Below are 26,059 nucleotides of genomic sequence, written 5' to 3' on the forward strand. Positions count from 1 at the left end.
TAGGTTTTTTCTGCGACCTCGGCAGTGGGCACCGTATTCGCTAATAGGAGAAACTCAATGCAAATTACTAAAATCATTTCCTCTGCCACGGTTGAACGTTTAAAGCAAAAAGCACGAAAGCTTAAACGTGAAAAACCCATTACACACACTCAAGCACTTGATGAAGTTGCAGTATCTGCTGGTTTTAATCATTGGCATCAAGTTGTGCAAGCTAATGACTTACTTAAACCATCAGAAGTGGCGTTATCTTCTGGATGTATCATGGCTTTTGATGTCAAAGATGGTATGGATGTCGATACCAGTGATGGGGTCTTAATTGAAGACCACTTCTTGGAAATGCTCACTGAAAAGCAGCTATTTGAAATTTATGCCAATTCCCCTGATGAGGAAGATGAGCAAAACAGGCCACTAAAAGAAACGCTATCGGATTCAGAGCTTTATGAGTATTTTCGAGATGATTGCTCATTCATGTACTTTCGCCTAGCCGAGTCTCATGCAAACAAACCGTTAAAAGAAGTATTGACTCTTATACGACAGTACTCGTTTTGGATGCCGCAATATATTTGGCTTCAAGGTCACCTTATTGATACTTATCATTTGCCAGCGGAAGACGAGAATGGCAATACCGTAGGCGTCAGGTTTTAGCTCTACAAGATGAGGCCTAACTGGCCTCATATCTTCTTCTGCAAGTGACTTAACGCCAACCCCGCCATCAATGCCAAACCGATGATCAGCGACGGTAACACCACCGGTGGAATAGCCAGCGGGGCGAACAATCCCATAAACAGCAAAATGACACCTGAGCCCAGGATAATCATGCTGTAGCGGTGAATGATTGGGCTCGAAAAATCAAAGGTTGTCTTCTTAATCTTCCAGGTCATCAAGCCGTCCCACAGCGCCGGTAACATGAGAATAAGCGCAAAGGGCAACCAGACCATCAGCAAAGCAAATCGAGTGAACACTTGGTACAACACATCAAAAAATGCCTGAATACGGTCTTCTACCCACACAAACCAAAAGCCTCCCATGTTCTCCATCCCTTTAGAGCGCAGTCGTTGCTCTTCAGTGGGGATTAGAAAATCACGCACAGATTGCTCCATCTGTGTATCCACAATCCATGACTGATACCAGCCATGGCTAGTTTGACCAATCCAATAGCTTGTTTGTGCGCCCAATTGGTTTTGAATCATCTGCTTCTCTTTATTAATAACCCGGCCAGTCCAATCACCGGGCACTAACACGCCAATGGCAATAATCTCCAGCATCAGTGCCAGACACAGCAGCCAAACCGACTTATGCTTGCTCATGCCAAACATCCTCTTCTACTCGCGCCAGCATGGCTGCAACGGTTGGCGTCATAATCCGGGCTTTAATCACTTGTTGAAGCCGCTTTGTCGTCGTATGGCCACTGACATAACGCACATCGATGCGTCCTTCAGCCAGATACCCCATTCGATTTGGACGATTACGAATCCAGGAGTAGAAATACACACCATCCACGGCGGCCCACTCGAAATGGTCAGGATCACGCAGGCGAATCCCCGTTAAAGCACTGGCGGCAGTCCAGGTCAGTGCCTCAATGAAATGCCACAGGCGTACACTGTCATCATCACAACTGACTTCTTCATAACTGCCCAAGCCATTACACAGACACAAATCAAAGATGGAATGGCCATCTAACGTGAACGCATCCGTTAAGTAGTCCGCCAAGCAATACACCGAGGCCAAAGCATGAGGCCAGTCGGTTTCAAGCAGTCTTAAGGTTTCCTTGAACTGGGGGTTATGTTGCTGCCACTGAGCGAGCATTTCTTTACTGGTAAGTGTTGTCATTTTCAGACAGACAGAATGATGCATACAGACTCCTTATGCTGCCTGTGTAGAGCTGGTTAAAATAGGAATGCGGCCTTTGATCACGCGGCCACCTGAAAGCTTGGCGATGTACTCCAGGTTGGGAAGCTGGCCTAATAACTGCGGTGGAAACATATCGCCTTCTTCCTCCATCAAGCGTTCGCCATGATTGCCGGTAAACAACGCGGGGCTGTCCGAGTTGGACGACATACCTTGAGTTTGCATGATGTACTGCAACCGAGTCTTAGGCAGATTGTCGGTAATGTACTGCTGCGTTTCGGCATCCATCACCCGAAGAGCTATCAGGTTGTTGATGTTACCTAACACCTGACGGGCCTTAGCTTCGCTGCCTGTACGAGCTGAAAAATCAGCAAAGGTCTGAGTAGCAATCACACAACGCATTTTTGCGCCACGGCCTTTGTTGAGAAGTTGAATGAAGGGATCGTTGACGACTTCAGCCGCCTCATCGATGAAGATATTTACGGGACGATTTTCAACACCATAGTTATAGCGGTCACCGGCCACAGCAGTGAGATCCGATAAAAGCAACGAACCAATGGCGCTGCCAACCATGGCGTCGGTTAATGAATCCAAGCCGATATACGCCACTTGGGCATTGTTGATAATTCGACCAGAATCCGTAATTAACCGGCTGTCATCCACATCGTTTGCAATCGGTGATAACAGTGGGCCTAATTCACTTGAGGTGAGCATATTGAGCACCGGCATCAGTGAAGCCACCATCTTGGAATAGTGGGTTCTGTCATGCTCAAACATACTCAATAGCCCTTCCAAATCGGTATTGGCGGCAACGGGCTGAATGCGTTCGTAATAAAAAAGCAGCATCGCCATGGCTTGTTTTGCCAAGGTATTGGCCTTTTCGGTAAAGCGCTTAATCTCCACACTAAAGTTCGGATATACCTGCTCACCCCAAGCCGTGACGGCTTTTACTACCAAACCTTCTGGGCCACCTTCCAAGAATCGTCTCAGTGTTTTCAGATCAGGACGTTGTGAAGTAAGCAACAAACCTTGCACGATGTTATTCAGTGCCATTTGGCCAAAGGCTTTAAATGGATCAGCACCGGTTTCGGATGGGATTAAGGCCGCAATTCGGCTGGCAATTTCAGTGCCACGGTTAAAGTTTCTAAGAGGATTAAGACGTACAGAATGCTCAGGAAAACCCGGATGAAAATACACAAAGCGCTCAGGACTACCGGCGGCAATACAGGCTCGCTGTGCATTATCCTTAAGTTCCTTGTCTCCCTTAGGGTCAATAATAATCACGGCTTCATTACGCAAAATGGCCTGAGTGATCATCGCATCAAAGCATCGGGTTTTTCCGGCACCGGTCGTACCGACAATTAATGTATGCCCCTCAGTGTGACCAACTGGCTGGTACACATCTTCTTCTTTGGGCTCAACACCATGAATCCAGGTTGAACCCATTTGTCTGCCGTGACCTTGGTTAAGCAAGGTTTGCTTATCCCGCTTTAAGATTTCATAAGCACGTTGGGCATGACGTTGGTCCCACTCAAAGCCATACCCTAACCACAATTCATCAGGATGTTTTGCCATCACCTTTTGCAAATGCGACAGCGCCATAAATGCCAATGGTTTGCCTTTTAGCCCCATCTGCAACTTATAAAGGCGATAAGCCTCAGGAAGGCGATACAACGCCATGCCCGAGGAAATCCCTGTCATCCACCAAAATGGTTCGGGCGGTAACTCTGTCAGCATTTCTGCGGCAATCGCCCCAGTGGCTCCAACCAGCCAACCAGCTGCTGCCATGGCTTCATAGTTCGTGCGCCAGGGCATCTCATATGCGTTTTCTTTCATTCATGCTCCGCAAAATAACCGTTTGCAATCCGATTAATTTCAAATGGATTAACGCTTAGCGTGAGCGGTAAACAGAACCGTTTCCCCCTCATCAAACTGGCATTGGTCACTGGCCGAGATCCCCCGAAGCAGCTGTCCGGCTGGAATACCATGCTCATTGGCGACTTGGCGTAAGGTTTGAATCGTGACGCGAATACCATCGGCACTATGATCCACGTCTGGGTAATCACCATCGGTCAGTAAGATGGGCAAATCTTTCACAAAATTAACCATCTGTTGCCGCTGCGCGTGTTTGGGGTCGGTACTTGAGTTCGCATTGGCCGCAATCGGCTTTTGCTTTCGCTCCGTTCTTGTGGCGGGTTCTTTTGCTTGGGCATTGGTTGTCTCAGTTCGACTCGGTCGCGGTGAAGCCTCTTCGTTCTGAATTGCTGCCGCCGGTTCTGCGTCTTGTTTGGGAAGGTCAATCAGTGCAGTAAGCCCTTTAGAAATCGATATTTTCAGCAGCAACCCTTGCTCCTGAACGCCATCTTTCGTAGTAATAGTTCTAGCCTTACGTGTCGGGTTTGCGGGATCTAGTTCAAGCCAATCTAATCGACTGAGTTCAGCAAGCAGTTTTCGGGGAGCACACCAAGGTCTTACGGCATCGGGATAGCGGATCAGTATCTGTTCACCAACCACAACCAGCGCGCTACTGGCCTCTGGGAGCCATGCCAAAGATTCAGGCAGATTCAATGCTTCTGCATCGTGCTGGTTTACGTTATTTGAGATAGCGCCATCATATGAATTGTTAGGCTTTTCACATCCATCAGCTGGAGCATTTTCATTTGCCTGAAGGTGATTAACATCACTGGCATGACGAAGTTCATCATCTTGTTCGGACGGTTTTGTCGATGGCGACTTAGCCGAATTGCTATGTTCGATTGATGATGACGCTTCAGACAAGCCTGGCTGCTCTCTGGAACGACTCTGAGGCTCTGCTTGTGTTTGCTGTGTTGCTTCCCACTCAGATTTGCTAAACAGTCTCACGCTACTTGGTACATTCGAGCTGAACAATAAATCGGCCTCAGATATATGAAGCATGGGTAACCAGATTGGCTTGTCGTCTTTGATCAGCACTTCAGGGGCAAGACTTTCATATCGCTCATTTGAGACGGATTTAGTGGCCAATCCTCGCTCAATAAGGATGTCCGCAAGGGTATCGGGGTCTCTTGGGATGCCAGGTATCTTGTCTTTGGCCAATAGCTCAATGATGTCCTTAGCCGCGCTTTTCCAAACCAGGTAAAGATTGGTTGATTGATTCGATTTTCGTACCCAGACTCTGGCGTCTCGCTGATTGACTAACCACTGGGAACTGGCAAGCAATCGCCTCATGGCATCAAGTAGATAGCGTTCAACTGGAACACCAAGGGCATTGTCGTCAACGGAAATGCGTTGAGCCTTCAGGTCTCGCTGTACACTGGTTTGGTCGGCTTCAATGACCAGTTTAGACAGGACATGCTCTGGATCGGTATTGCCAATTGCCTCCAGCATGGCTTGCAAAATTTCAGGGCCCGGTTGGGTTAACCAGGCGAGCAACTCAGGTGTCATCACCCGGTTTAACACCAGAATTGAGAATTGCTCGTGCCGCTTGCACCGTCCGTCGCGCCAGCGAATGAAATAGCGTTCAATGCTGTTATTAGTGGTCCACTGAGATAAGGTTTCTAAAAACGGGTTCCACTGATAGCGTCCATCTTCGTCTGTGATGGACAGATCTGAAACGGGCTTACCAATATCATGGAACAAACCGCCAAGAGCCGCCGCGACACGCCACCTTGGTTCAAGCTCTTTTTTCTCAACCGGTATGCCACTGGCAACAAAGATGATCCCTTCAGCTGCTTGTGCCGCCCAGAAAGCAACTTCCAACGAATGACGTAATAAACCACCCGCACCACTGTGATGATGATGCTCAGAAGCCGGCAACAAATGAACATAAGCAGCCAGATGATCAATGCAGGGCTGGATCAGCTTTTGAAAGTCACGCTGGTTAAAGCCAAGTACTTGGCGCAGTTTGGCAATTAGCTCGTCTTGTGTGGACTGCAAATCCTCGGGTGACGCAGCTGGCAATCCCTTCAAGAATGGCGGATAGCGTGGAATGTCTGTATCCAGTTGAGATGACAGCTCTGGTAATGCTTTGGCTTGAAAAAATAGGTGTTTGAACATAGTGAACCTCCGACACTATAGTGTGAAGGTTCACTTTGAGCTGGTGAGTTAGGAAGATACAAAAAAAGCTCATCTAATCGATAAACATTGGCATCGCATCGAGTTAAGTCAACGCGCACTCAGAAGCAATTTCGAAATTGCGTCTACGATAAACGACCATTGCTTACACGGCAGTCAAAGTATCCCCACCATGCTTAGTAACTCTTGGGCGACACTGAATCTTCATTGCGTCGCTGACAAATGCGTTATCACTGGCTTTGCTAGACCAAATATATGCCTCACCTGGTTTTAACGCTCCAAGCTTCTCAGGCGTTAGTGATTTCAAACCGATACAGGCTTTTTGAATATGCTTTAACCAGTCCGGAGCGTTGAACTTATGCAGAATAATCTGTGATGAAAGCTGAATAAGTTCCACCGGTACAGACGGTGGATCTTGGCTGGCAATCATGACACTGGTGCCCTTGTGGCGCATTTCGCGTACCGTTTCCACAAGCCCTTTTACTAGGTCTGGACTATCGATGTATTTATGACATTCATCAAACACAATTAGCTTGTTAAAAGATTGCCCTTGGTACTTGGCTTCCGAGAATATTTGCAGAAGCACCACAAATAAGCCTAATGCCTCATCTTTTTCGATGAATTCGTCTCGAACATCTACAACGATCATTCTGCCTGGTCGAATCAGCGAACCAACGTTTAATTGGTCATCAATGTACTGTTCAGCAAAATCCAAACGCATGTCTGCTAGGTCTTTAAGTGAATCCGAAAGACTAGAGTTTTGTATTCCATCCCTTATCGCTTGGATCGAGAGGTTATTTCGATTTTTACGCATAATATTGCCTAGTTGGCGGATATATGCGGCTTGGTTGCCGATAGCCCCCATCAAAAATTTCCAGTGCCCAGCTTGCAATTCAGAAGAACAAAACTTCAACGGATGTACCTCAATTCCAGGGTACTCAGCACGACGTTCGTTTAACTTGTCTTCAGGAGCTAACAACACAACATCATCTAAGGAAGCTGGCTCCGCACCATATACTTCTTTAAGCTTAGCTAACTGCGTAACATCGTCATTTGGGGCTATCATCGACGTAAACTCAGGTTTATAGTCCTGAGTAGCACTGTAATGGAATATCACACTGGCCAACTCTTTATGCAGCGTATTGATCGATGGAATTGATTTAGTTGCCATCTCCACAACTGAGCCTAATGTATAGCTTTTGCCCCCACCTTGAACACCAAATAAACTTAGTGTGTGTGTATGGTTTAAATCTAAGGCTATTTTCCGTCCATGGACCTCTCCCAATAGGCCAAACTGAGCAGAGTCACCGTTGACACCAAGAACAATATCGTGGGGAACGACCTCAATTTTATTACCCGTTGTGATGTTAGGGATGTGCAAATTTTCGTCAGGCTCTGGCTCTGGCTCTAGCTCTACAGTATTAGTTATTGCAGGAGCTGGATTACCAACAGGTTTTACTTCTTCAACGCCCTGATTAATCGACGGCGAAACAGTAGCTGGCTCATCATCATTAAAAGGCAGTACTTTAATCGTTTCATCTTTCGAAGTATCTGGCCGCTCAGGTAAAGTGATCGCAGCTTGAGATACTAATTCAGCCCAAGATACGGTTCTATCTCGCTCTTTATGTAAAAATTCGGCCGAAGTTAACTTAGGCAGCGTTAGCTCAAGTGAATCCAACGTTCCTTCACTGTGTTCATTATCCTCAGGCACTTTAGCGGAGAGCAATTCGTCAATATGGTTTCGCCCAACACGATGAAACTCGATACCAACTTCTTTTTCAACGCCGGAACTATTCTGACCGAAATCAAAAATAACTGCACTTCGGGTAATTGAAAGCTTGTATCCCTGTTCCAAGGTCCGAAGCAAAAATCTCGCCTCCTCAACAACCTCAGAAGTCAATAAACCAAAACGTTCAGATCGTTTAAGGTAATGTTCAAGAAGGACACAGAGCTTTTGTGTTTTAACCAAGCGATCAGGTCTATCCGGTGTTGTACGAGTCAAATCAAAATGACGCTGAAGAACACGTTCAGATTCCGAGATTTGCTCAGCAATACTCTTTTTTAAACCTTCGTACTTCGTCATATCGCCGACTTCTGAATAACACTTAACTTCGACTAAATTACAACGAATTGTGCGTGATGAAGCATCTAAATCGAACAATGCTAAATCAGTTCTTTTAAAGCTAACGTCAGCACCAAGCTCCCCATCTCCTTTTTGAAGCTCGGAATATAGCTCTAGGTGGGCATCTAAAGGAACAATGATCTGATCTTTGAACACCCCCTGGTATTCAAGATAAAGTTTGGATAGCGCCAACCCTAAGGCTTCCGACTTTGAAGCGCTATTTGAAGCCAGTTTTAGTGCAAGCCTGCCTGACAACGCTCTAAGTGAGTCTAAAACCCTCGTCGCCTTATTAACATCAGGAACAATTTGATGCTGTTCTAAGGTCCCTCTCAATAATGCTTCTATTTCTGTAGTAGAACGCGAAGTAATAACAAAGTTGTGCGTGTTTGAAGAAGCCATTTCAGGGCTGTGATCAATCAGATAATCTGGACGACCATCTTTACCACCGTGATCAAAAAATTCAATGCCCAAGTTTCTATCCACAGTGAATACCCAATCACTGACTTCGTGTAATTGATTTAACAAAGCTCTTTCAGCGCTATCAAGAGCCAACCTGACTACAGGCACCTGTTCTAAAGAAAAGTCGCCCGTCGCTAATGATGCGGTTATTCCCGCCATCATTTTAGGCAGTTTTGCTATAGCCTCCGATATCTGGCCACCAAAAAGCATTTTCGCAGCACCATGTCTCGTGTGACGATCCCAAGCAACAACCCCATTCTCATCGAAGTAATCAATGCAATAGTCCTGATACAACCCATATATAGGAGCAACTTGTTCATCTGCCTGCGGTTTTACTACCGATAACTCTTGTGCAGGGAACACATCGAATAACATGCTTAGATGAGACTGAAACTCATCAGGCGACTGCTCAAACTCAGAGCTAGCTCTGAGCGAAATGCTTAACTTTGGCTGCAAGTGATTTTCTGCTGAATGAAATAGCTGATTTTCATTCTCACTGTCTTCGCCACTATTTATCAGCTTAAATAAATCAGCGCCTACTTCTGTCGCGTATGGGTCAGCTACGAATAGACGAATATCAAAACTAATATGCTTTAGCTCCGGTTTCTTTCTCAAAGCCAACAACATGCCCGCTACGGCTCCCGCAGACCCCGCGTTAAACACATTGATCGATAAACAATTCACATAGGGGTGTTGTATCAGATATCTTTCGACTTTTGTGGCGAGAAAGGTACTACTTTGCTTACCAACTTGCTGGTAATCATTTTTAATACCAAATGCAGTTTTAATTTTATCAATGAGTGCTTGTGGCTCTTTTTCTTGTGCAGACGACAGAATACTCCAAAATGGATGAATACTATCAAGTGCGACCATCAACTGGCCTTGAGAGTCTGGCAGAACGTAAGGAAAATTGGTTAATGCGAGTTCTTCTAATAAACTGTTTTTAGTTCCTACCGCGATTTCCTTACCAACCTTCTCACTCTGTCTTGCCCAAGCTTCCGCAAGAGAAGCCCATCCACCTAGCCATAAAGCCCTCAGTGGATGTGTAGGCCCCAGTAACATGGCTTTTTTATAGCTGCCGTCATAATTCCATATCACGATTGAAAGTGAATCCAAGCGAAGTAACGCGGCTAATTCAGTCGAATAGTCATGTCCATTTTCAGTTTCCTGAAATACCGCTGCTAGGTATTCTAAATAGCTGCTGGAATACAAGTAGGCTTCATGTAATGAAGACACATGATCATGAGCGACAGAAATTAGCTCTTTCTCATCTTGATGTATAATTTGAAAGTACGTTTCACGTGCCACTTTAAACTTTTCAAACTGGCTTTCTACACCCTTTATTGGCCAATCTACAGCATCGGCACCAGACTCACTTGCTTCTTGATTGCGAATTTCTACACGCCAAGTCAAAGCGGCCATTGGATTAGCTAGAATTTTTTGCTCAAAGTCTTTTAAGTAAGTGGTAACGGGGATTTGAATACCACTTCCTTTCTTGAATTTCACATTGACGATCGACTCAGCCTTACTCTTACTATCCTGCCAAGTCGTTTCCATTACTTCAGCATTGGCAAATTTCACAGTTTCGATGACGTTGGCAAATTCAGCTTTAATCTTCGCATGCGCTAATGACGCCTCTCTGACTTTTCGCCCCTCAATTGGCTCAACCTCTGCATCTGCTGCTGGCAATACATAAAACAGATCACTTTCATTAATTCGTGAGCCAGCTTCCTCCGCACTGGACGTACCCCACGGTATTGGACACTGTTTGTCATCAACCAAAGGTAGTAATTCATCGTTTTCATCAAACGCTTGAATTCGAATGTAATGCCAACCTTCTTCCCATTCGATTCCAGTCAACTTATTAAACGTGATTGTAACTGTGGATTTTGATGTAGCTTTACCTACCTTAATTAACCCAACAAAATCACCTTGTTGAGTAAACACCTGAGCTTTATATTTCGCTAAACCATTAACTTCACTAGGCTTTGGTGAAACAGAAAAAGTCACAGAAAACTTTTTCAAACCACCTTGGCCAGTAGTTAATACTTGTTGGCCAATCAGTTGTTGCAAGTTTGGGTCTGTTTCATCTTCAGGAATAAGCGGCAAACCAACCTCAGTCACCATTAAACAAACTGCATCAGTGGCATCTTCCTCATATTGAAAGCGCCATTTATCAAAAGTGAGTGCCCAGTTGCTGCTATCCACCACTAATTGCTTGCGCCAACTGCTATCGAGTAGATTTTCCTGATCATTTAAAAAGAGCGCTAATCTCTTGTTAAAATCTTCACCTTCTAGCTGTAGGTCATAAACGGTTGCAATCGCTGATTTCTCAGAGCGGTTTATAATTTGTACACACTCACGATTTTTAACTAATTTGCGTACCAACATAGAATGATCTTGATGCAACTCAAGATCAGGAATCAACCCCAACTCGTAAAGAGCAGCACCAGCAACACTTGGATCAAAGCCATTAACCTTAATCGTTAACGCGTATCGCAACCATTGATAAGCACTGAGTTTTAACGCCGCCTTTTCTTGAAGAATGAAGTAAACTTCGTCCAACAACCGCTTAATCGGATCAGGAGATTCAGCCTTTACTTGATTAAACGCAAGCCAATAAGCATCTGAAATATCAATTTGTTCAAAGGTCGCAGCACCAAAAGAGTCTTCAGAGGACGTTTTTAATTCATTGGGTACAAAAATCAGTAATGGCTGGCGAAGCTGGCCGTGTTCATCAGGGTTTCGCAGTTCAACAAGCTTGGTGCTGGTAACCGAAAAATTACGCGTCGCTTTCTCTGCCAATACGGCAACCTGGGCATACTCAACCGCACCTGATACGACTTCACTAAGCTGATACATCAGCTCTGTTTCTAAATCAGATACCTTCATGCAGTGGCCCGCACCGCGAGTTTCTAATAACAACTTAAACTTAGGTACAAGGACACTGATTAAGCTGCCGTCAATATCTGACTTAATAACGGTTTGAATTCCCTTAATCATGCGTTATGTCCTTTCATACTCTCATTTTGCTTACTATTTATCTGATACCTTGGAGTAACCGTTTGTGTTACATACGCATCAGAAAGATCGCGATAAAAACCAATTTCTCGTAACCGGCGTTTAAAACCAGATAAGTTATCTCTAAGCGCTTTATTCACATCAATTGATGACTCACAGAAAGCATCTGTATCGGGTAACGAATCAATAAAAATGCCATATCGTTCTTTTAAGAAAATTAACAGCTCATCAACTCTTAACTCCTTAGTGTGAAAACCCAAGTCACCACCTTTGGTGAGTACTGCCAGCTGTAACAACACTTCTAGCAGTCGTCCATCAACGCTAAATCGACGCCCACCAGTGCTACCACTTTGTTGTTCTAACAAAGCACCAGGTTTATTCTTGAGCATAAGACTATCTAGGTTTTTGACTAAACCAGAGCGAATTGCATTACCTTGAACAAACAACAAAATCTCTATGTAGGTTTCATACTCAGGTAAGCCGAGCTGGGTAATAGCATGAATCTCTGGCGGAATTTCCTCTGACTCATGTGCAGATGACACTGACGCATCTAAAATTCCAGCGTTACGTTGACCAAAAAACTGATCGCGCTCTTGCTCTAACGGCGACTCCAGCAGAGTGAACAAATCAGGCACTGACATTTGTTTTATCGATTTTGCCCCCGATAATTTACCTTTTTTCGATAGATACTCTGCAAATTCATCGAGTTTTTTAACGCCGAAATAGGCTTTAATAAAAGCTGGAATACGCTTGTAGTGTAACGTCGCACTTTGCTCAGCCATCGATTCACTCAAGCTATTAGCGCCATTTGTCATGTCCACATAGAGCGCCGTCTTTTGTTTATTGCTCTCTTGGAGATTACGGCCCTTACTCTTAGCCAAAGCCGGTAGCAACTTAAACAATTTCAATTGGTATAGCGCCAGGTGAAAGGCTAACAATATCTTTATGTACTCAACCATCACTGAACGAGGAATATACTGGCGATACGTCAGAAGCTTAATGATATCTTCAGCTAAAATATCCGCAGCTTGTTGATTAAGCGGCGCAAACCGTTCTTGTAAGTCAGTATGATCCGGCGCGTCAGACTTTACTTGATCAGACAGTCTTAATATTGCCTGCGTTTCAACATCTACTTGCGACGAACTATCATACTGACCTGTCGTAGAATCGACACCAGCAAAGAAAAACTGTTTGAGTCGGTTAATCGCGGTCTGACCATTATTGGCATGGTAAAGCAACTCATATACTTGCTTAGAGGCACCATAATCCCGGCAATTTTTAGGATTTCGAAACAAATAAGTATTGCCGTGAAGTGGTCTCGGCGCAGCAACCGCTTCGTTAGCCTTGCCACGATTAATTAAGTCCACCAAGTGGGTTTCAATCCACTTTTCAATAGTAATAGGGGCTTGAGAGAAGTTTTTAAAATGTGTTCCATTACGAGAGTCTAGAAACTCGTCTTTAAACAACTCAACCGTCATACCTTTAGCACTTAGTTTACTAGAAGCGCCATTGTGCTTTAGCCGAGCGAATAGATGAGTTAAGACCCTATCCATTTCAACAATTTTGTAATCAAGATAGCTCACTTTATTGGTGCGAAAAGCCTTATCTTTTTTACCTAACTTCATGGCTGAACCTCCGCTACCAATCGTTCTAATTGCAACACACCACCTTCGTCGCGGGTTATTTTTTCATACTGTTGGCCGTTGGTAGTTAACAAAACCTCTTGATAAGGCGCTGAAGCCAGTACGTTCTTAAATACGGTTAAACTTAAATAAAAACTCTGCTCCGCTTGCGCCGAAGGCACGTAGCCTTGATTAAGACGATGCAGCATTTCAAACAAGTCTAAATCTAATTCCAACTCTGCGGTAAGGCCGGTTGCATCTTGGTACTTGAGCAATAGTGACTGCGGACTATGCTCCACAAATGACGAGTTCATCGCTGAGTCTTTCACTTCAATGGAAAAAACATCCGATGGGAATAAGCGATAACTTCTAATAGTGCCTAAGTGTACCTTACGTACTTGCATCGCCAGTTGACCATTAAAATACATCGGGTTATGTAAACCTTCACCGCGGTTAATTGCATTAATGGCAAGCGATTTCGCTTCATTTAGTAACGTACTGTCTTCGAGGTAACGTACTAATAACTTCGCTGAACGATAAGGCAGTAATGTTTGCCAGTTTTCTCCACGGCGCTCAAAGTAGGCCTTTCTGCGTAACATCCCGACCACATTACGATGAGATAGATAGCGTTCCTTACTCTCACTTAGTGCCGTGTCATTGGGTAAGCTCTGATGAACATTGGCTAGCAGCTGAGTTTCGTGTTCACTACGCTGATCAAACTGCAACCAATCAACAGCATCTAAGCCTAAAAAGTCCAGCCCGCGATCTAAGCGAACGTCAGACCCTTGAGCAATGTCGGTTTCCCTCAGCAGCTTTAACAATCTATCTTGGGTATTGTCGTTACCGCACCAAGCGTTAAAGTAATAACCGTGAAGAATTTTGTCGGCTTCGCCATTGGCATAAATTTCTTTAATTTCGTTACAGGAGTATTCACCAACTAGCGTATAACTCAGTGCCGAGCGTAAATCTCGCATCGTGATATGTAGCTGATTGCGTAAACTGGTCAGTTTGTAAATATACTTCAAACGCTCGATGACTTTAGGGCCAGTTTGCTCGTCTTGAAAGGTAGCAATATTGTGCTTAACGTAGCATTTGTCTTTTAGCGCACAATAATCACAGCCTTGCCAAACCTTGGCCGAGGTCATTTTTCCGATGATTCGCTCAAAAATAGACTCAGGTTGACTTTGCGTCGAAGCCAGCACATCGCGCATATTTAGGTTAACTACCGCCACGTCATTTTGCACTGAGCCATCTTTTAAACTTTGTTCAACTACGGCTTTTAGAGCAGAAAAACTTTCTGAATGTTGGGTTAAAAAGTCGACTAGCCGACCTTCGTTAATGGCAATTAACCGGGTCTCGTGATGTGGCCATGCATTTGAATCGTTACCTTGATAGACGCTAAAGAACTCTTCGAGTACCGCGTCATTATCTTTGTTACCTTCGTCTTGACTACCATCGTAGTTAGTCAGGTATTTATGACCATTTATTTCAAACCAGCTACCATTCCCTTGTGGGTTTAAGTGAACACTTGTTCCTTGCGCTTCAACTTGAGCCTCCAATTGCTGCAAAAATGCGGTTTTGCCATCACCTGCATTACCGGTAATCAGTACCAAGCGCAGTTGCCCAGCCAGAATTGCAGGAGCAAGCTCGGTATCTAAGGCGGTTTCAACGTAAATTAACTTTGCGTAATCATCTAAGCCACGGGTGCCGGCATTTGAATGCCGACTTTGGCTATACAGCGTCAGCATAAAATCATGAAACGCAGATTTACTTGGGTTAGAGCCATCCGCAAGTGGCGGCAAATGAAACTGCGAAGTACTTTCTTCCGATAAAGTTTGCGCCTTTTTCAATTGCTGGACTTTATTCAGTGCTTTCAGCAATTGTTCGGCAGATTCAAAACGGTCAACTCGTTTTGGGGCGATCAGTTTTAGCAGGACCGCCGAAACATCATCGGTTAAGTTAAAGCTCTGGGTAAACTCACTAGGGTGACGAGCTAACTCGTCCATAGGTGGGCACTGCACATTGGCCCATGGGTATTCACCGGTCATAGCTCGATACAGGGTAATGCCCAAGGCATATAAATCCCTATCAACCAAATCAGAAGCTTGCGGTGTTTCGGTAATGCTTAAATCTGGTGGTAAATACTTTCGTGAGCCGCCCCCTAAGGTTAGGTCTTCAGCATCTACCGATACATTAAAATCGATGATACGAACTTTACCGTCTTTCCAAATCAGGTTTTGTGGCTTGATGTCACAATGGAAGATATTGTGCTCGTGTAAATGCTGTAAACCTTCCGCTACCTGCTTAGCCATGGTCCACACTTCGTGTGCCGTTAATGAGCGCTGCTGGATCAGTTCACTGACATCTAGGCCTTCAAGGTACTCAAAAACAATATAAGGAGGACCTTGATTAGGAAGTACGTCTGCATCGTACACCTTTACCACATAAGGGTGCTCTGGCAGTTTAACCAAGGTGCGGTATTCCTGCTTTAAGCGCTCTAATACCGATTCTCTATCATTCAAAATCAGTTTCACTGCGCGCGAAACATCACCAAAGGTATCCGTTACCTTATAAACGATACCAAAACCGCCAGGTTTACCCAGCGGTTGCTGTACGACGTATTTATTAGTTAGCTGGTAGCCGCTCGGTAAACGCTTGTAATTGACTGAAAGCTCATGGTTATTCTTCGTTTTAACACCCAGCTGTTCGGGTTTATTAGGCTCAATTGTTTCTACTGCTGCTTTGGGTTGCCAGAGTGCATTAAATTGCGCCAGCGCATCTTCAGGGCTTGGCCGTTGCAGTGCATCTTTGTGACATAAGGTTTGCAGCCAATCATCAAACTCTACTGGTAGCTGTTTATATCGCTCACTCAACTTTGTACTGAGCAGACACGATTTCTCAATAGCTTGGGTGACCGAATCAAAGGCCGCATCACCACTAAACAGCTCAAAAATAACCAGACCTAAACTGTACATATCCGAGGCGCAGCTCGCTGCATGGCTATCAGCCCAGAGTTCGGGGGCTTTATAACGGTTTGAGATCCGCTGCTGTACTTCGTCGGCAATCGTGGTGGTGTTTTCACTCCCTATCCGAGCGTAGTCAAAATCAATCAGCCTTGGCTGGCCGTCGGCTCCCATCAAAATATGCTCAGGGGAAATATTGCGATGCACAACGCCATAGCGGCATAAGTGCGCTAACGCCAGCAACAGGTCATTAACGATTCGCTTCTTTTGATCTAATGTGAGCAGTGAGCTTGCGTCTTTAAGCTTTTTGCTGAGGATTTCGCCCGGAATGTCATCCGTTAATAACAAGTATTTATCTTGCGCTTCGGTAACAAAGAAGTCTTTCACACCAATAATGGCGGAATGCGAGGGCATTTTTGCAATGGCACGATAAGCATTTTCAATCAGGCGCTTTTGTTTGCTGCGTTCTTCATCTGGTAAGTAAGGGTCGGCTTTATAGGCTTTAGCCAGCACAGTGCCGCCTTTGCGACCAGCGGTAATGTTAAATACACGGTATTCCGTAAAGTACTGATTATCGGTCAAGGTTTCAGCCACTTCCCAGTTACCAAAGCGTTCACCATGGCTACGCTTTTTGGCCGATTTACCCAAGGCCTCTGCGATAATCTGAATGTACTTAGTCACATTGCGCTCAAAGCGCTCTGGAATACGGGCACTGTCGGTAAAGAAACGGGTGCTGTTTTTTAGTGCCACTACATGGCCGCGCTCTCGATCTTCTGGGTCCTTGAACTCGCAATCATCTATGGTGAGCACCACCGCAGTATCCACATAGATGTTTTTTAAATCTCTATTTGCGCGATTCTGCTTACAAATGAGGCCCGATAACGACTTTGCATTGCCGCGTAATTTAGGTAGCGGTGAACGATAGCTGTTGTGGGCGGTGTGCCACATGGTGCCGTCCACCTCAACTTTTCCGTGTATGCCCTTGGCATCCACCAAGTAAATAGCATGGGGCGCTACAACACAGATATCCACTTCAAACAGCTGGTCATACTGTTCAACTTCAAAGCTATGAATAATAAAGTAATCGTCGGGTAACTTTTCTTTTAACCAAGCGATGGCTTTACGCTCTTCATCGTTAACCACATCACCAATTGCAAATACCTGTGCCATAACCTCTCCTTAATGCTTTGGTGCTGCTGCTTCTATTGCGTCTTCGACCATTTTTACTGCTTCATCTTCGAGCTTCTGTGCTTCTGCAGCCAGCTCACCTGCTTTTTGAACTAGCTCATGTACTGCTTTTTCTTCCATAGCCCCCATACGAGGAAGCTTTAGTTTCAAAACATCGTCGGAAGATAAGTGTGGAATTGAGCTTCCAGCAGCTGACCGAATAAGTTGTCTGTAACCAACATCCGTACACATAAGATAGGCATACAGATAACCAGGTAAAACCTCTGATTCTTGAGCTTTAATTCTTATCACGTCGACTGACACTGCTGCGTTTTCAAAGCGGGAATCAGCCCAAACACCTGTGCCAATAATGCCGCCTACTTGCCCACTTCGAGCCAATAGAATATCTTCTTGTCGTACCCCCCAATCTGCAACATCACCTAACTTTGATTTTGCTAAAAACCGTTGTGGTTCGTAACGGGCCCGAAAAATTTCACCACTCGTTGTAAAAGGAACCCCATGATCACTTTCGGTGAAAACCAGTTTCATTCGACCAGATTCGCCGGTGTTCACTCCTAACTCAGCCAAGGTTTTCTCTGCGCCAGCCTGTTCAACCAAGTCATCACTCATTTGGGCAACCCGATCGTGATAAGTTGCATCCATACGTTTTTGAACTAACGACGATGAAGCTGCTGAGTGAGTAAAAATGCGATGAGATAAGGCGAGTTTATTTGGAAAACTAAAATGTTTGTTGATAAGCTGCCCTGCTTTTTTCAATAATGCATTAGATTCAGTTCGATTATCACCACACTTATTTATTAGCTCATGCGCTTTTTCCTCAAGTTGCTTATCAACAATTGGGACAGGCAAATTAATTACGTGATGAGGCTCAATATGCTGAATAATTGCTCCGTACGTCGAACTGACTACAAGTGGGACACCGAATTTACTTCTCAGATAGCAGTACAGATATCCAGGGAATATTTTCTCTGGATCGGGAACAACCCTCATAACATGCTCTGAACAAGCGTGGCCATCCATTTCCTGTCTAGCTAAAGTCATTCTCCCGATGGTTCCAGACCTAGTGATCAGAACCCAATCTTTGAAAACTCTGAATAATGGTTTGCGACTTACCTGTTCTTTGGATATCAAAGGTAATCTATCTAAATTGGCCTGAATAATATCCACACTTCCCATGAAAGGAACGCCATAACGCTCTTCCTTTACCCAAACTCGACCTTCTCTCCCCGCATGAAAAGCACCTTTAGCTCCATTTACTAAAAAGTCTTTTAATTCCTTCTTAGGCAATAAGCAGTCGTCAATTATTTTTTCCGCCTCTTTAGCTCCAGTCATGTAAGGACCACAATCAAGGCGTCGCCCTTCATCACTCAGCCAATTACTTGGTATGGTTTTTATTCTCATGCGTAAATCCTCGGATACCAAGCCTGAATCTGATGCAATAAGCCATTAAACGACTCATCTTCACAACCACGGAAAGACACGTCTTTGGCAATGCGCTTAAACAGCTGAGAGTGGGTCTTTTTCCGCCCCCAGTTTTGGCCTCTTACCGCATCAATTGCTGCTTTAGGATCGGCAGGTTTAAGTTCACCCGCATCCCAAAGGTTTCTTTCTTGCAACCAAGCTCTCAGGCTGCCACTAGCACCTGGATAATCAAATACTGACTCAATTCGTCGTGTATCCGCTTGCCACATCAATACTTCCAGCTCTGGGTTTATCGCCATTACAAAAAAGCGGTCATCTGGCCAACCTGCGGCACGCATATTGGCTTTCATGGTTTCACAAAACGCTTGGTAATCCATTGTTCGCAAATTGTCATTAAACGCAAAGTCGACCATAACAACCGCGTAGTTATGGGTATCAACATAGCTTTTCAGTAGGTTATGACCATCCTGATAAACACCCGGATCTTTTCTTGGGTGTTTGATTAAATCTTGCTTGGTGTCGAATTCAAATCTGGCGCATTGCAGTCGTGTATCAAACGCCGGATTTTCAAAAAAGCCTTCTACGGTCGCTTGCATTTCACCGTCGGCTACTAAAAAAACAATATCTCTCATGATTATTCCAACACTCCGGCCGCAAATAGGGTTCCTAAATCCACTTCGCCCTTCCATGTTTTTAGGCGGGGGTGTTCATGGCCTTTTAATACTTCTGTTGCGCCGTCTTGGTTAAAGCGCATGGTGATGATTTGCTCTACTTCGGTATTGGCGAGCACCACAGGTGAGTGCGTTGATAACCACAATTGCGTATCAGAGGTGAGCTTTAACGCTTCTAACACCGCATCAATTGCCTTAGGGTGAATACCGTTTTCAGGCTCTTCTAAGGTGATGATCTTAGGTGCATTTTGCAAATACGGGATAATTGTCAACGCTAATATATGCAAAGTACCGTGCGACAAGCCACTCGAAGGCACCACCATACCGTTGCTATAGGTTACTTCTAGGTAACAAAAGCTATCATCGATACGTTGCTTGGCTTCAATTTTAGTAATAGAGGGCAGCGCCATTTGCACCAACTCTAACCATTCGTTTAAGCCTTCGGGATCGCGCTGCTGCAAGGCATGTACTTGCCAAGGTAAACTACTCCCGTCCGCTTTAAAGGCGTGTTTATCTCTTGGCGATGCAGCTAATCGCATTGCAGGCCATTGTGGCTCGTAGCAATGTGAGCCTTGTATAAGAAACTCTTGAAGCCATAGCGCTGCGGGGTATAAATCATGGTCAGCAGGTAGCGCAGCCAAAGCCAATTGGCTATCTCGTAGTCCAAATTCAAGGATGGATGATTTTCCAGCTTGATACTCTGCCTGGTATTTAACCTTGGTACCTAAACTGCGCGATAACACCTTAAACCAAGGCGCACTGCGCCTGAAATCATCTACGCCAATAAGACCCATGCCATGTTCGGGGCGCAACTCATTATTTGGAAAAAGCGTTAAGTGCTCTTCTGTAACTTGAAATTTATGCTGGTTGATTCTGAACGATATTTCGTATCGCGCAGTATCGGGTCTTAATTCACTTTTCTGGAACTTATTCTGCCAGGCGTCGCTCGCGCCTCTTAACAGTTCCTCAATAACTGAAGGAGGCAAGCTCACTTCTAGTGCCAAGATAAAGTACTCGCCTCGAAGCTGATGAACGACTTCTTTGGCTGCTTCTGCGCGAGCACGCTCTCTACCGTTGGTTGGTTTAAAGAACGCATCGTTTATATCCGACACATTCAGTAAATCACCAAACAAAGCTGGGATATCAAGTAACGTTGTTTTACCTGAACCATTAGAGCCTGCAAATACATGCTGCTGCTCTAATGCTAGGTCCAGCGTATTAAAGCAACGGTATTTGTAGGCCTCTATTCTTGAGATCATACTGATGGCTCCGGATTGCTAGCACGAAACTCTTTCCAGGCTTTAGCAATTTTTGGCAGGTCGTCATCTAAAATTTTGCTACGACGCTTCAGCTTACGCACCACATTGTGGCCGTTGATGCGAATACGCTCTTCAACTTCTTCTTCGATAACTTTCTCTTCGCCGTCTGGGTGACGCTCATACAGCGTATTACCACGACGATCAAAGCCTACTTTTTCTGCAACTGCCATAAATACCGGGTATTCGGGCTCTCCACCGATGGCAATAGCATCTTTTTCAGTATCAGTTTTCTTTTTCAAGAACAGCAGGCTAGTTAAGATGTTTACGTTAGCTTCAACGATAAATGACTCAACAGGTAAGTCGACACAACCAAGCACCCAGCACTCTTGCATTAACCACCAGCGAATATACTCGTCACCTGGGTTACCTAGAATGCCGTCGGGTAACACGATACCCATACGTCCGCCTTGCTTAAGCCATTGCACGCAACGCTCAATAAACAAAATTTCGGGCGAAACTGCATCTTTACGGCGCTCTGTTTTTCTAAAGCCGCCGTTTTCAGTGCGCTCCCACACATAGGCAAGGTCGTATTGCTCTAGAATCTGCTTGTCGGTAACTGGGATATCGGAACCAAACGGTGGGTTAGTTAAGATCACATCAACACTGCCGTCTTTACCGCTGGAATCGCCAACAGGAATCGTTTTCTTGGCGGGGTCTACGCCCTTTAAATGTCCGTGTGGGTATTCCAATGAGTTCATGTGGTAGATGTTAGCCATGGCATTACTTGCCATCACCACGTTCATTTGCGATGCACGGCACAGGAAGGGGTCAAAGTCACAACCAAACAGATTGTTTTCGGCAAACTCTTTAATTTGTTGCTGAATAGAAATAAATTCTTCGGTGGTTTCAGCTGCCAGGCTAATAGCTTCTTTTTCTCTTAGCTGCTTGTTGATGAAGCTCAGGGTCTGCTCTAGGAAACCACCTGTACCGCATGATGGGTCCAGCACTTTTTCATGTGGTTGCGGTGCCATCATTTCGACAATAAGCTTGATTGCACCGCGAGGTGTAAAGTACTGACCACGGTCACCACGTAGGTTATCACCCACCACTTCTTGATAGGCTGCACCTTTGGCGTCCATTTCAGTACGGGTAAAGTCGTACTTAGCAAGTTCAGAAACCATGAATGCCAAAGCCCGATCTGACAAAGTGATATCTTCGTTGCCAGCAAAAATTTCTGGATAGGCTTTTTTTACCTTTTCAAATAGGGGGTTAATGCGTGCTCTGATTCTCTTACGACCTTCGTCGTCAAACTGCTCAGTTGGTGATGCCCAAAACTCACGGTCTCGATTGCCGATGCGCTCATCATACATTTTAGAGAATATAAGGTATAAGAACTGCCAGAATGCCGCATCTTTAGGCATACCTTCGTTACCGTGAATAAAATTATGACAACGACGGAATGCAGTAAGTAGCATCTCACGGTCAGCGGTTCTTAGCTGTGCGTTTGATGCAACGTCTCGACTCCCCAAAGTCTCATCTGCTAATGGCCAATCGCCAACTGCGTTGAACTTGGTATCGAATCGCGACTCTTCTTTTTCAACAAAGAAAAATTCGATGCCGTTGGTCCATAAACCCCACTGGCACTTTTCTAGCAGGTACTTATCACCAACCTGTTCACGCATCATATCCTCCATCAACTGAAGGTCTTTATGCGCTTGATCGTGATCACGCATTTTTACTGCGGATTTTTTGCCTTTTTTCGGCTCTTTATCACAGATAACAATGCGGCGGATATTTTCAGGAATATGCTCAGAACCATGCTCGAAAATGGCGATATCAATTTTCTTCTGCTTACCATCAATCTTAACTTTTACATCAAGCTCCATATCTTCAGCGCTGATGCCGTATTCATGGAACAAGGCGCGTAAGGTTTTTTGACGAACCAATTCTTTAGGTGTTTCTTTGATAGGATTATTCGTTAGGTAATCCAGCATCATGCCATCTTCGATGGCGAGTACTTCTGATGGCTTTTTATCGTTGGTTGTTGTCATTACTTGTTCTCATTAAATTCGGTTTCTGCTGGCGATTTTTGTAATAGATCTTGGATTTCACAATCAAACAAATCACACAGCTTATCGAGCGCCTCTAAGTCCACCTTGAGCGCGGTTTCTTTGTAAAGTAGCGTGACTGTTGTGCGGCTTAGGCCGGTTTCTCGCATCACGTCGCTAATGCGCATTTTTCTCTCACCCATTAATCGGGCTAGGTGGCAGCGGATCATGCTCTCTCCACGGTGTTTTCTTAACCATAAAATTGGGGCTTTATCACTGTGCACAACCTACCACAAATATGATTTTTCTCAATTTATTTGAGTTAAAATCAAATAATTGAACTTTTCAAACAATAATCTTCATGATTTACTGGTTCGATTAACTTGTTCTTCCCGGTGCAATGCTTAAGTTTGTGACACCATAAAGTGCTTGGCTGTTACGCAACCAAAGCTGATACTCAAAGCCAATTAATGAGTGCTCCGTAGAACAATCCACATGCCATTGGCGAAGCAAATACCCAGCAGTTGCCGCTCTAATCTCAACCTTTAGAACGCCACCCGTCATGCCATAATCCAGTTCAATCGCTTCGCTGTGCTCTATGCGTGGGTGCGGCACTAACTCAAGCTCTACAAAGCGATTCCATTGCCGGTCCTGGGTTTCTAGTTCAGCTTCAGATAACCTTGAGTCTTCAAGTACAACCGCTGCTTTAATTCGGGTCAGCACAAAGTCACGGAACTCAGCATGCTTGCGGTCAAAACCACGAACATGCCAACGCAGGCCATTGTCCACCAGCGTATGCGGAACAATTTCACGCGTAGTTTCACCACTCGATAACGACACATAGGTGATGCTCAAGGCTTTGCCTTTGTGAATGGCCTCGGTGACTTTCGCTACTATAGATAAACTGGGCTTGTTAAGGTGATAAGGCGCTTCACAAGCCAGTGGTGGTTTTACCTTTCCAGTAAAGCCATCTCCGTATCCTTGGCTAATGGTTGCCAGTGTTCTCACAACGTCATAGTCGAACAATGGGGCAAAAGCTTCACCACGCTTATGCAATTTGAGCTTTTGGTCATACTCAATGTTGCCTGGCGCAAGCTCTCGGTAAAGGGTGAAGTCTTTCGTTGCTTGTGCAGCGGCTATGCTGAAGCGATCGACTAAATCCGCCCGTACCGCTTCTCCCTTAAACAATAAGGTGAAATCGATGTGGGCAATGCGATCCCTGGTTGCTTGTGGCAACTGCGCTATCTGTGAAAGCCTATCTGACTTCGCCACTACCGTTTGTTTCAGACCATCATTTGTCATGCGTCTTGTTTATCCAATTCAACCAGTTTCTTAAAACTCTGTTTATAAAGTACGGTCAGACATCGCGTAATCACATTGAATAGTGTCACTCAATGCTGCTCTTTATCCGCAATGACTTAGCAGTCTCTACCGGTTGAAGCTGAACAGATGGCCATAAAACACTGAATAGGCTTCAACCTAATAAATTTTATCAGGTATCATCCTATCACAAATTATTTTGTAGGGAAGACTAAGCGGCAACTTTTTGATCTAGATTGCAATTGCCGCTCAGGTATGGGCGTGAAGAAATTGTTTCATGCCATTGCTGATAGCCGCTATCAATGCGCTACCCGAACCAATGGCACCACGATGTTACCGCGATGAGATACCCCTTTGTCCGTCTCTGTAGACATCAGGGCTCGTTGCTCACTCTCCCGAATGCGCCTGGCAACTTCTGCCTGGGCTGGTAGCAATGGCAGCATCCCTTCAGCAATCGCGTCTGGGGCAGACTCTTGGCCACAGGAAATTAAGTGCTTCCATGGATCTTTAAGAAAGCGCTCGAACGTGATGCCAAATTCAATGATGCGGGCAGAGACGAAGATTTCGCCCCAGTATTCAATGTAGGTGTCTTGGTACATGGAAAGATTCCTCTTGTAGGTTATATACCCTGCCTACTTGCAGCCGCAGCGGTGTTACCTGCATTCGCTCACCCCAATCACATAGAAGATCTATGCTCATGGGGACTCGCTCACTTGCCGCCTAGCTGCAACACCAAGTAGTTTGGGTATAACGTAAGTTCACTTTCCATTTTCCAGAGGTTTTCAAATATGCAAGGCTTGCCTTATAAAAAGCTAAAGCGCTTTAAATCGATTGCGGGCATCTTTGTAGTCATAGTGGGCATGTTCTGAGCCACGATGGTACAAATCATCCAGGTAAGCTTGCTCCAGCGGCAGCTCGTCTTCGCTGATTTCGCGCCACCAATGTTTGTTGGCACCTTTAACACCGTCATGCCAACGGTAACCGCGCTCTTTTAAATAGTCCTTTACGTCAAACGGCGCACCAAACGCACGAACTAATACAGTTCGCCTGTCTGCTTCAGACAACAAGTTTGCAACGGACTCGGGCAACAAATAGAACAACCAGGCCATCGCCAAACAATCGGTTGCAGCTCGGTGTCCTTCATAGAACCAACCTAAGCGAAGCAGCAGGTACTCAAGCTTTCTACTTTCAAAGCCCAGTGCTTTCCAATCTATGCCACTGGCTGAACAGGCCCAAGATAGATGGCCTAATGCAGCAAACCGCTTTTCAAAGAAAGGACGATCAAACTGTGCATTGTGTGCAACCACCAGCGGATCATCGGATAACCAACTCGCTACAATTGCATCATCAATGCGCTGGCCTTGCACCATATCATCGGTGATACCGGTTAACTCGGTGATCAGCTCGGGGATTGGCTTGCCGGGATCTTCATACAGGCTGATCACATCAACAATCGACACAATCCGCATAGCTGATGGGCTGTAAAGCACCTTAACCATACCAAGCTCAATAATGGACTCGTCATCGGCAGACAGTCCGGTTGTCTCTGTATCGAGCAGCACCATTGGCTGTTCATCACCGACCACAGGAGAAAGTTCAAGTGGCCAGGACTGCGGTTCACGCGTTAATGGAATGCGCTCCAGCAATCTAAAATCTTCTGGTCTTTCTGGGATCTCCGCGAGGCGCTCTAGCGGAAATGGCGCAGGGGCTCTTGTCATTGATGGTTCCTCTTCAATTCTATTGTTCGCTTTGGGTTATTTCACTGTGCCACAGGTTTTTCAAAATGCACCTTGGATACCTCAGCGTTTTTTTAATCTTTCTACTGGGTGAACCCATGTATGAAGGCTTTGGCTAAGCCTTTCAGAAAGCCTTAGCTAAACCCTTTAGGTAACCCTTACCAATACCCTTTACGTATGGCTTAGCCAACCCCTTTTCAAACGGTTGAAAAAGGCTTTAACTGAGTTCGACTGAGCATTTTAATGATGCTCCTGACTTCCCTTTAAGCCAGTAAATTCAATACGAAACAGAATTTTACTAACTGTTTTGAAACCCTTTGCGAAGGG

General features: G+C 45.1%; 16 protein-coding genes. 1 reads left to right on the forward strand and 15 read right to left on the reverse strand.

Translation table 11 applies throughout. The features are described 5' to 3' along the window. Positions 1-57 precede the first annotated feature (57 nt). Positions 58-645 carry a plasmid-related protein gene (locus tag R8N28_RS17035; RefSeq protein ID WP_193285819.1) on the forward strand — a complete coding sequence of 196 codons (588 nt, stop codon included), beginning with the start codon at positions 58-60 and terminating at the stop codon, positions 643-645. Between the two features lie 26 nt (positions 646-671). Here R8N28_RS17035 and R8N28_RS17040 read toward each other — a convergent pair whose 3' ends face one another. The 15 genes from R8N28_RS17040 to R8N28_RS17110 form a co-directional block, all read right to left on the reverse strand. Beyond that, positions 672-1,307 (reverse strand): DUF4400 domain-containing protein, encoded by a 636-nt coding sequence (locus R8N28_RS17040; protein ID WP_025611033.1) that lies wholly within the window; start codon positions 1,305-1,307, stop codon positions 672-674. Then, a complete protein-coding gene (locus R8N28_RS17045) occupies positions 1,294-1,854 on the reverse strand; it encodes a hypothetical protein (RefSeq protein WP_025611032.1) in 561 nt (186 codons plus the stop codon). Before R8N28_RS17045 ends, R8N28_RS17040 begins: the two co-directional genes overlap by 14 nt. Before the next feature lie 9 nt (positions 1,855-1,863). Beyond that, a complete protein-coding gene (traD, locus tag R8N28_RS17050) occupies positions 1,864-3,684 on the reverse strand; it encodes a conjugative transfer system coupling protein TraD (protein WP_193285820.1) in 1,821 nt (606 codons plus the stop codon). 48 nt (positions 3,685-3,732) lie between these two features. After that, positions 3,733-5,883: a MobH family relaxase gene (mobH, locus tag R8N28_RS17055; RefSeq protein WP_226083520.1), complete on the reverse strand. Its 2,151-nt coding sequence runs from the start codon at positions 5,881-5,883 to the stop codon at positions 3,733-3,735. Positions 5,884-6,046: 163 nt separating this feature from the next. Further along, positions 6,047-11,485 carry a methylation-associated defense system ATP-binding protein MAD8 gene (gene mads8, locus R8N28_RS17060; RefSeq protein ID WP_226083527.1) on the reverse strand — a complete coding sequence of 1,813 codons (5,439 nt, stop codon included), beginning with the start codon at positions 11,483-11,485 and terminating at the stop codon, positions 6,047-6,049. After that, positions 11,482-13,128, reverse strand: coding sequence for a methylation-associated defense system protein MAD7 (mads7, locus tag R8N28_RS17065; RefSeq protein ID WP_138944037.1), 1,647 nt, complete (start codon positions 13,126-13,128; stop codon positions 11,482-11,484). The genes mads8 and mads7 overlap by 4 nt, the downstream gene beginning before the upstream one ends. After that, positions 13,125-17,258, reverse strand: a complete 4,134-nt coding sequence (mads6, locus tag R8N28_RS17070) for a methylation-associated defense system protein kinase MAD6 (RefSeq protein ID WP_153644078.1) — start codon at positions 17,256-17,258, stop codon at positions 13,125-13,127. The genes mads7 and mads6 overlap by 4 nt, the downstream gene beginning before the upstream one ends. Before the next feature lie 9 nt (positions 17,259-17,267). Then, complete coding sequence (gene mads5 / locus R8N28_RS17075) at positions 17,268-18,677, reverse strand: methylation-associated defense system restriction endonuclease subunit S MAD5 (RefSeq protein ID WP_226083530.1); 1,410 nt, start codon at positions 18,675-18,677, stop codon at positions 17,268-17,270. Then, positions 18,674-19,330, reverse strand: coding sequence for a methylation-associated defense system protein MAD4 (gene mads4, locus R8N28_RS17080; protein ID WP_153644076.1), 657 nt, complete (start codon positions 19,328-19,330; stop codon positions 18,674-18,676). Before mads4 ends, mads5 begins: the two co-directional genes overlap by 4 nt. 2 nt (positions 19,331-19,332) lie before the next feature. Beyond that, complete coding sequence (gene mads3 / locus R8N28_RS17085) at positions 19,333-20,628, reverse strand: methylation-associated defense system AAA family ATPase MAD3 (protein ID WP_153644075.1); 1,296 nt, start codon at positions 20,626-20,628, stop codon at positions 19,333-19,335. Continuing rightward, positions 20,625-22,679, reverse strand: a complete 2,055-nt coding sequence (gene mads2, locus R8N28_RS17090) for a methylation-associated defense system DNA methyltransferase MAD2 (protein ID WP_153644074.1) — start codon at positions 22,677-22,679, stop codon at positions 20,625-20,627. Before mads2 ends, mads3 begins: the two co-directional genes overlap by 4 nt. Further along, positions 22,679-22,906, reverse strand: coding sequence for a helix-turn-helix domain-containing protein (locus R8N28_RS17095; RefSeq protein ID WP_041588353.1), 228 nt, complete (start codon positions 22,904-22,906; stop codon positions 22,679-22,681). Before R8N28_RS17095 ends, mads2 begins: the two co-directional genes overlap by 1 nt. Before the next feature lie 148 nt (positions 22,907-23,054). Further along, the gene (locus tag R8N28_RS17100; protein ID WP_153644073.1) at positions 23,055-23,978 is read right to left on the reverse strand and encodes a WYL domain-containing protein; all 924 of its coding nucleotides are present in this window, start codon (positions 23,976-23,978) and stop codon (positions 23,055-23,057) included. 317 nt (positions 23,979-24,295) lie between these two features. Further along, the gene (locus R8N28_RS17105) at positions 24,296-24,595 is read right to left on the reverse strand and encodes a hypothetical protein (RefSeq protein ID WP_153644072.1); all 300 of its coding nucleotides are present in this window, start codon (positions 24,593-24,595) and stop codon (positions 24,296-24,298) included. Positions 24,596-24,808: 213 nt separating this feature from the next. Continuing rightward, entirely contained in the window at positions 24,809-25,714 is a 906-nt protein-coding gene (locus R8N28_RS17110; RefSeq protein ID WP_226083532.1) for a 3'-5' exonuclease, read from the reverse strand. Positions 25,715-26,059 lie beyond the last annotated feature (345 nt).

Source organism: Vibrio sp. Vb1554 (genome assembly GCF_033344235.1).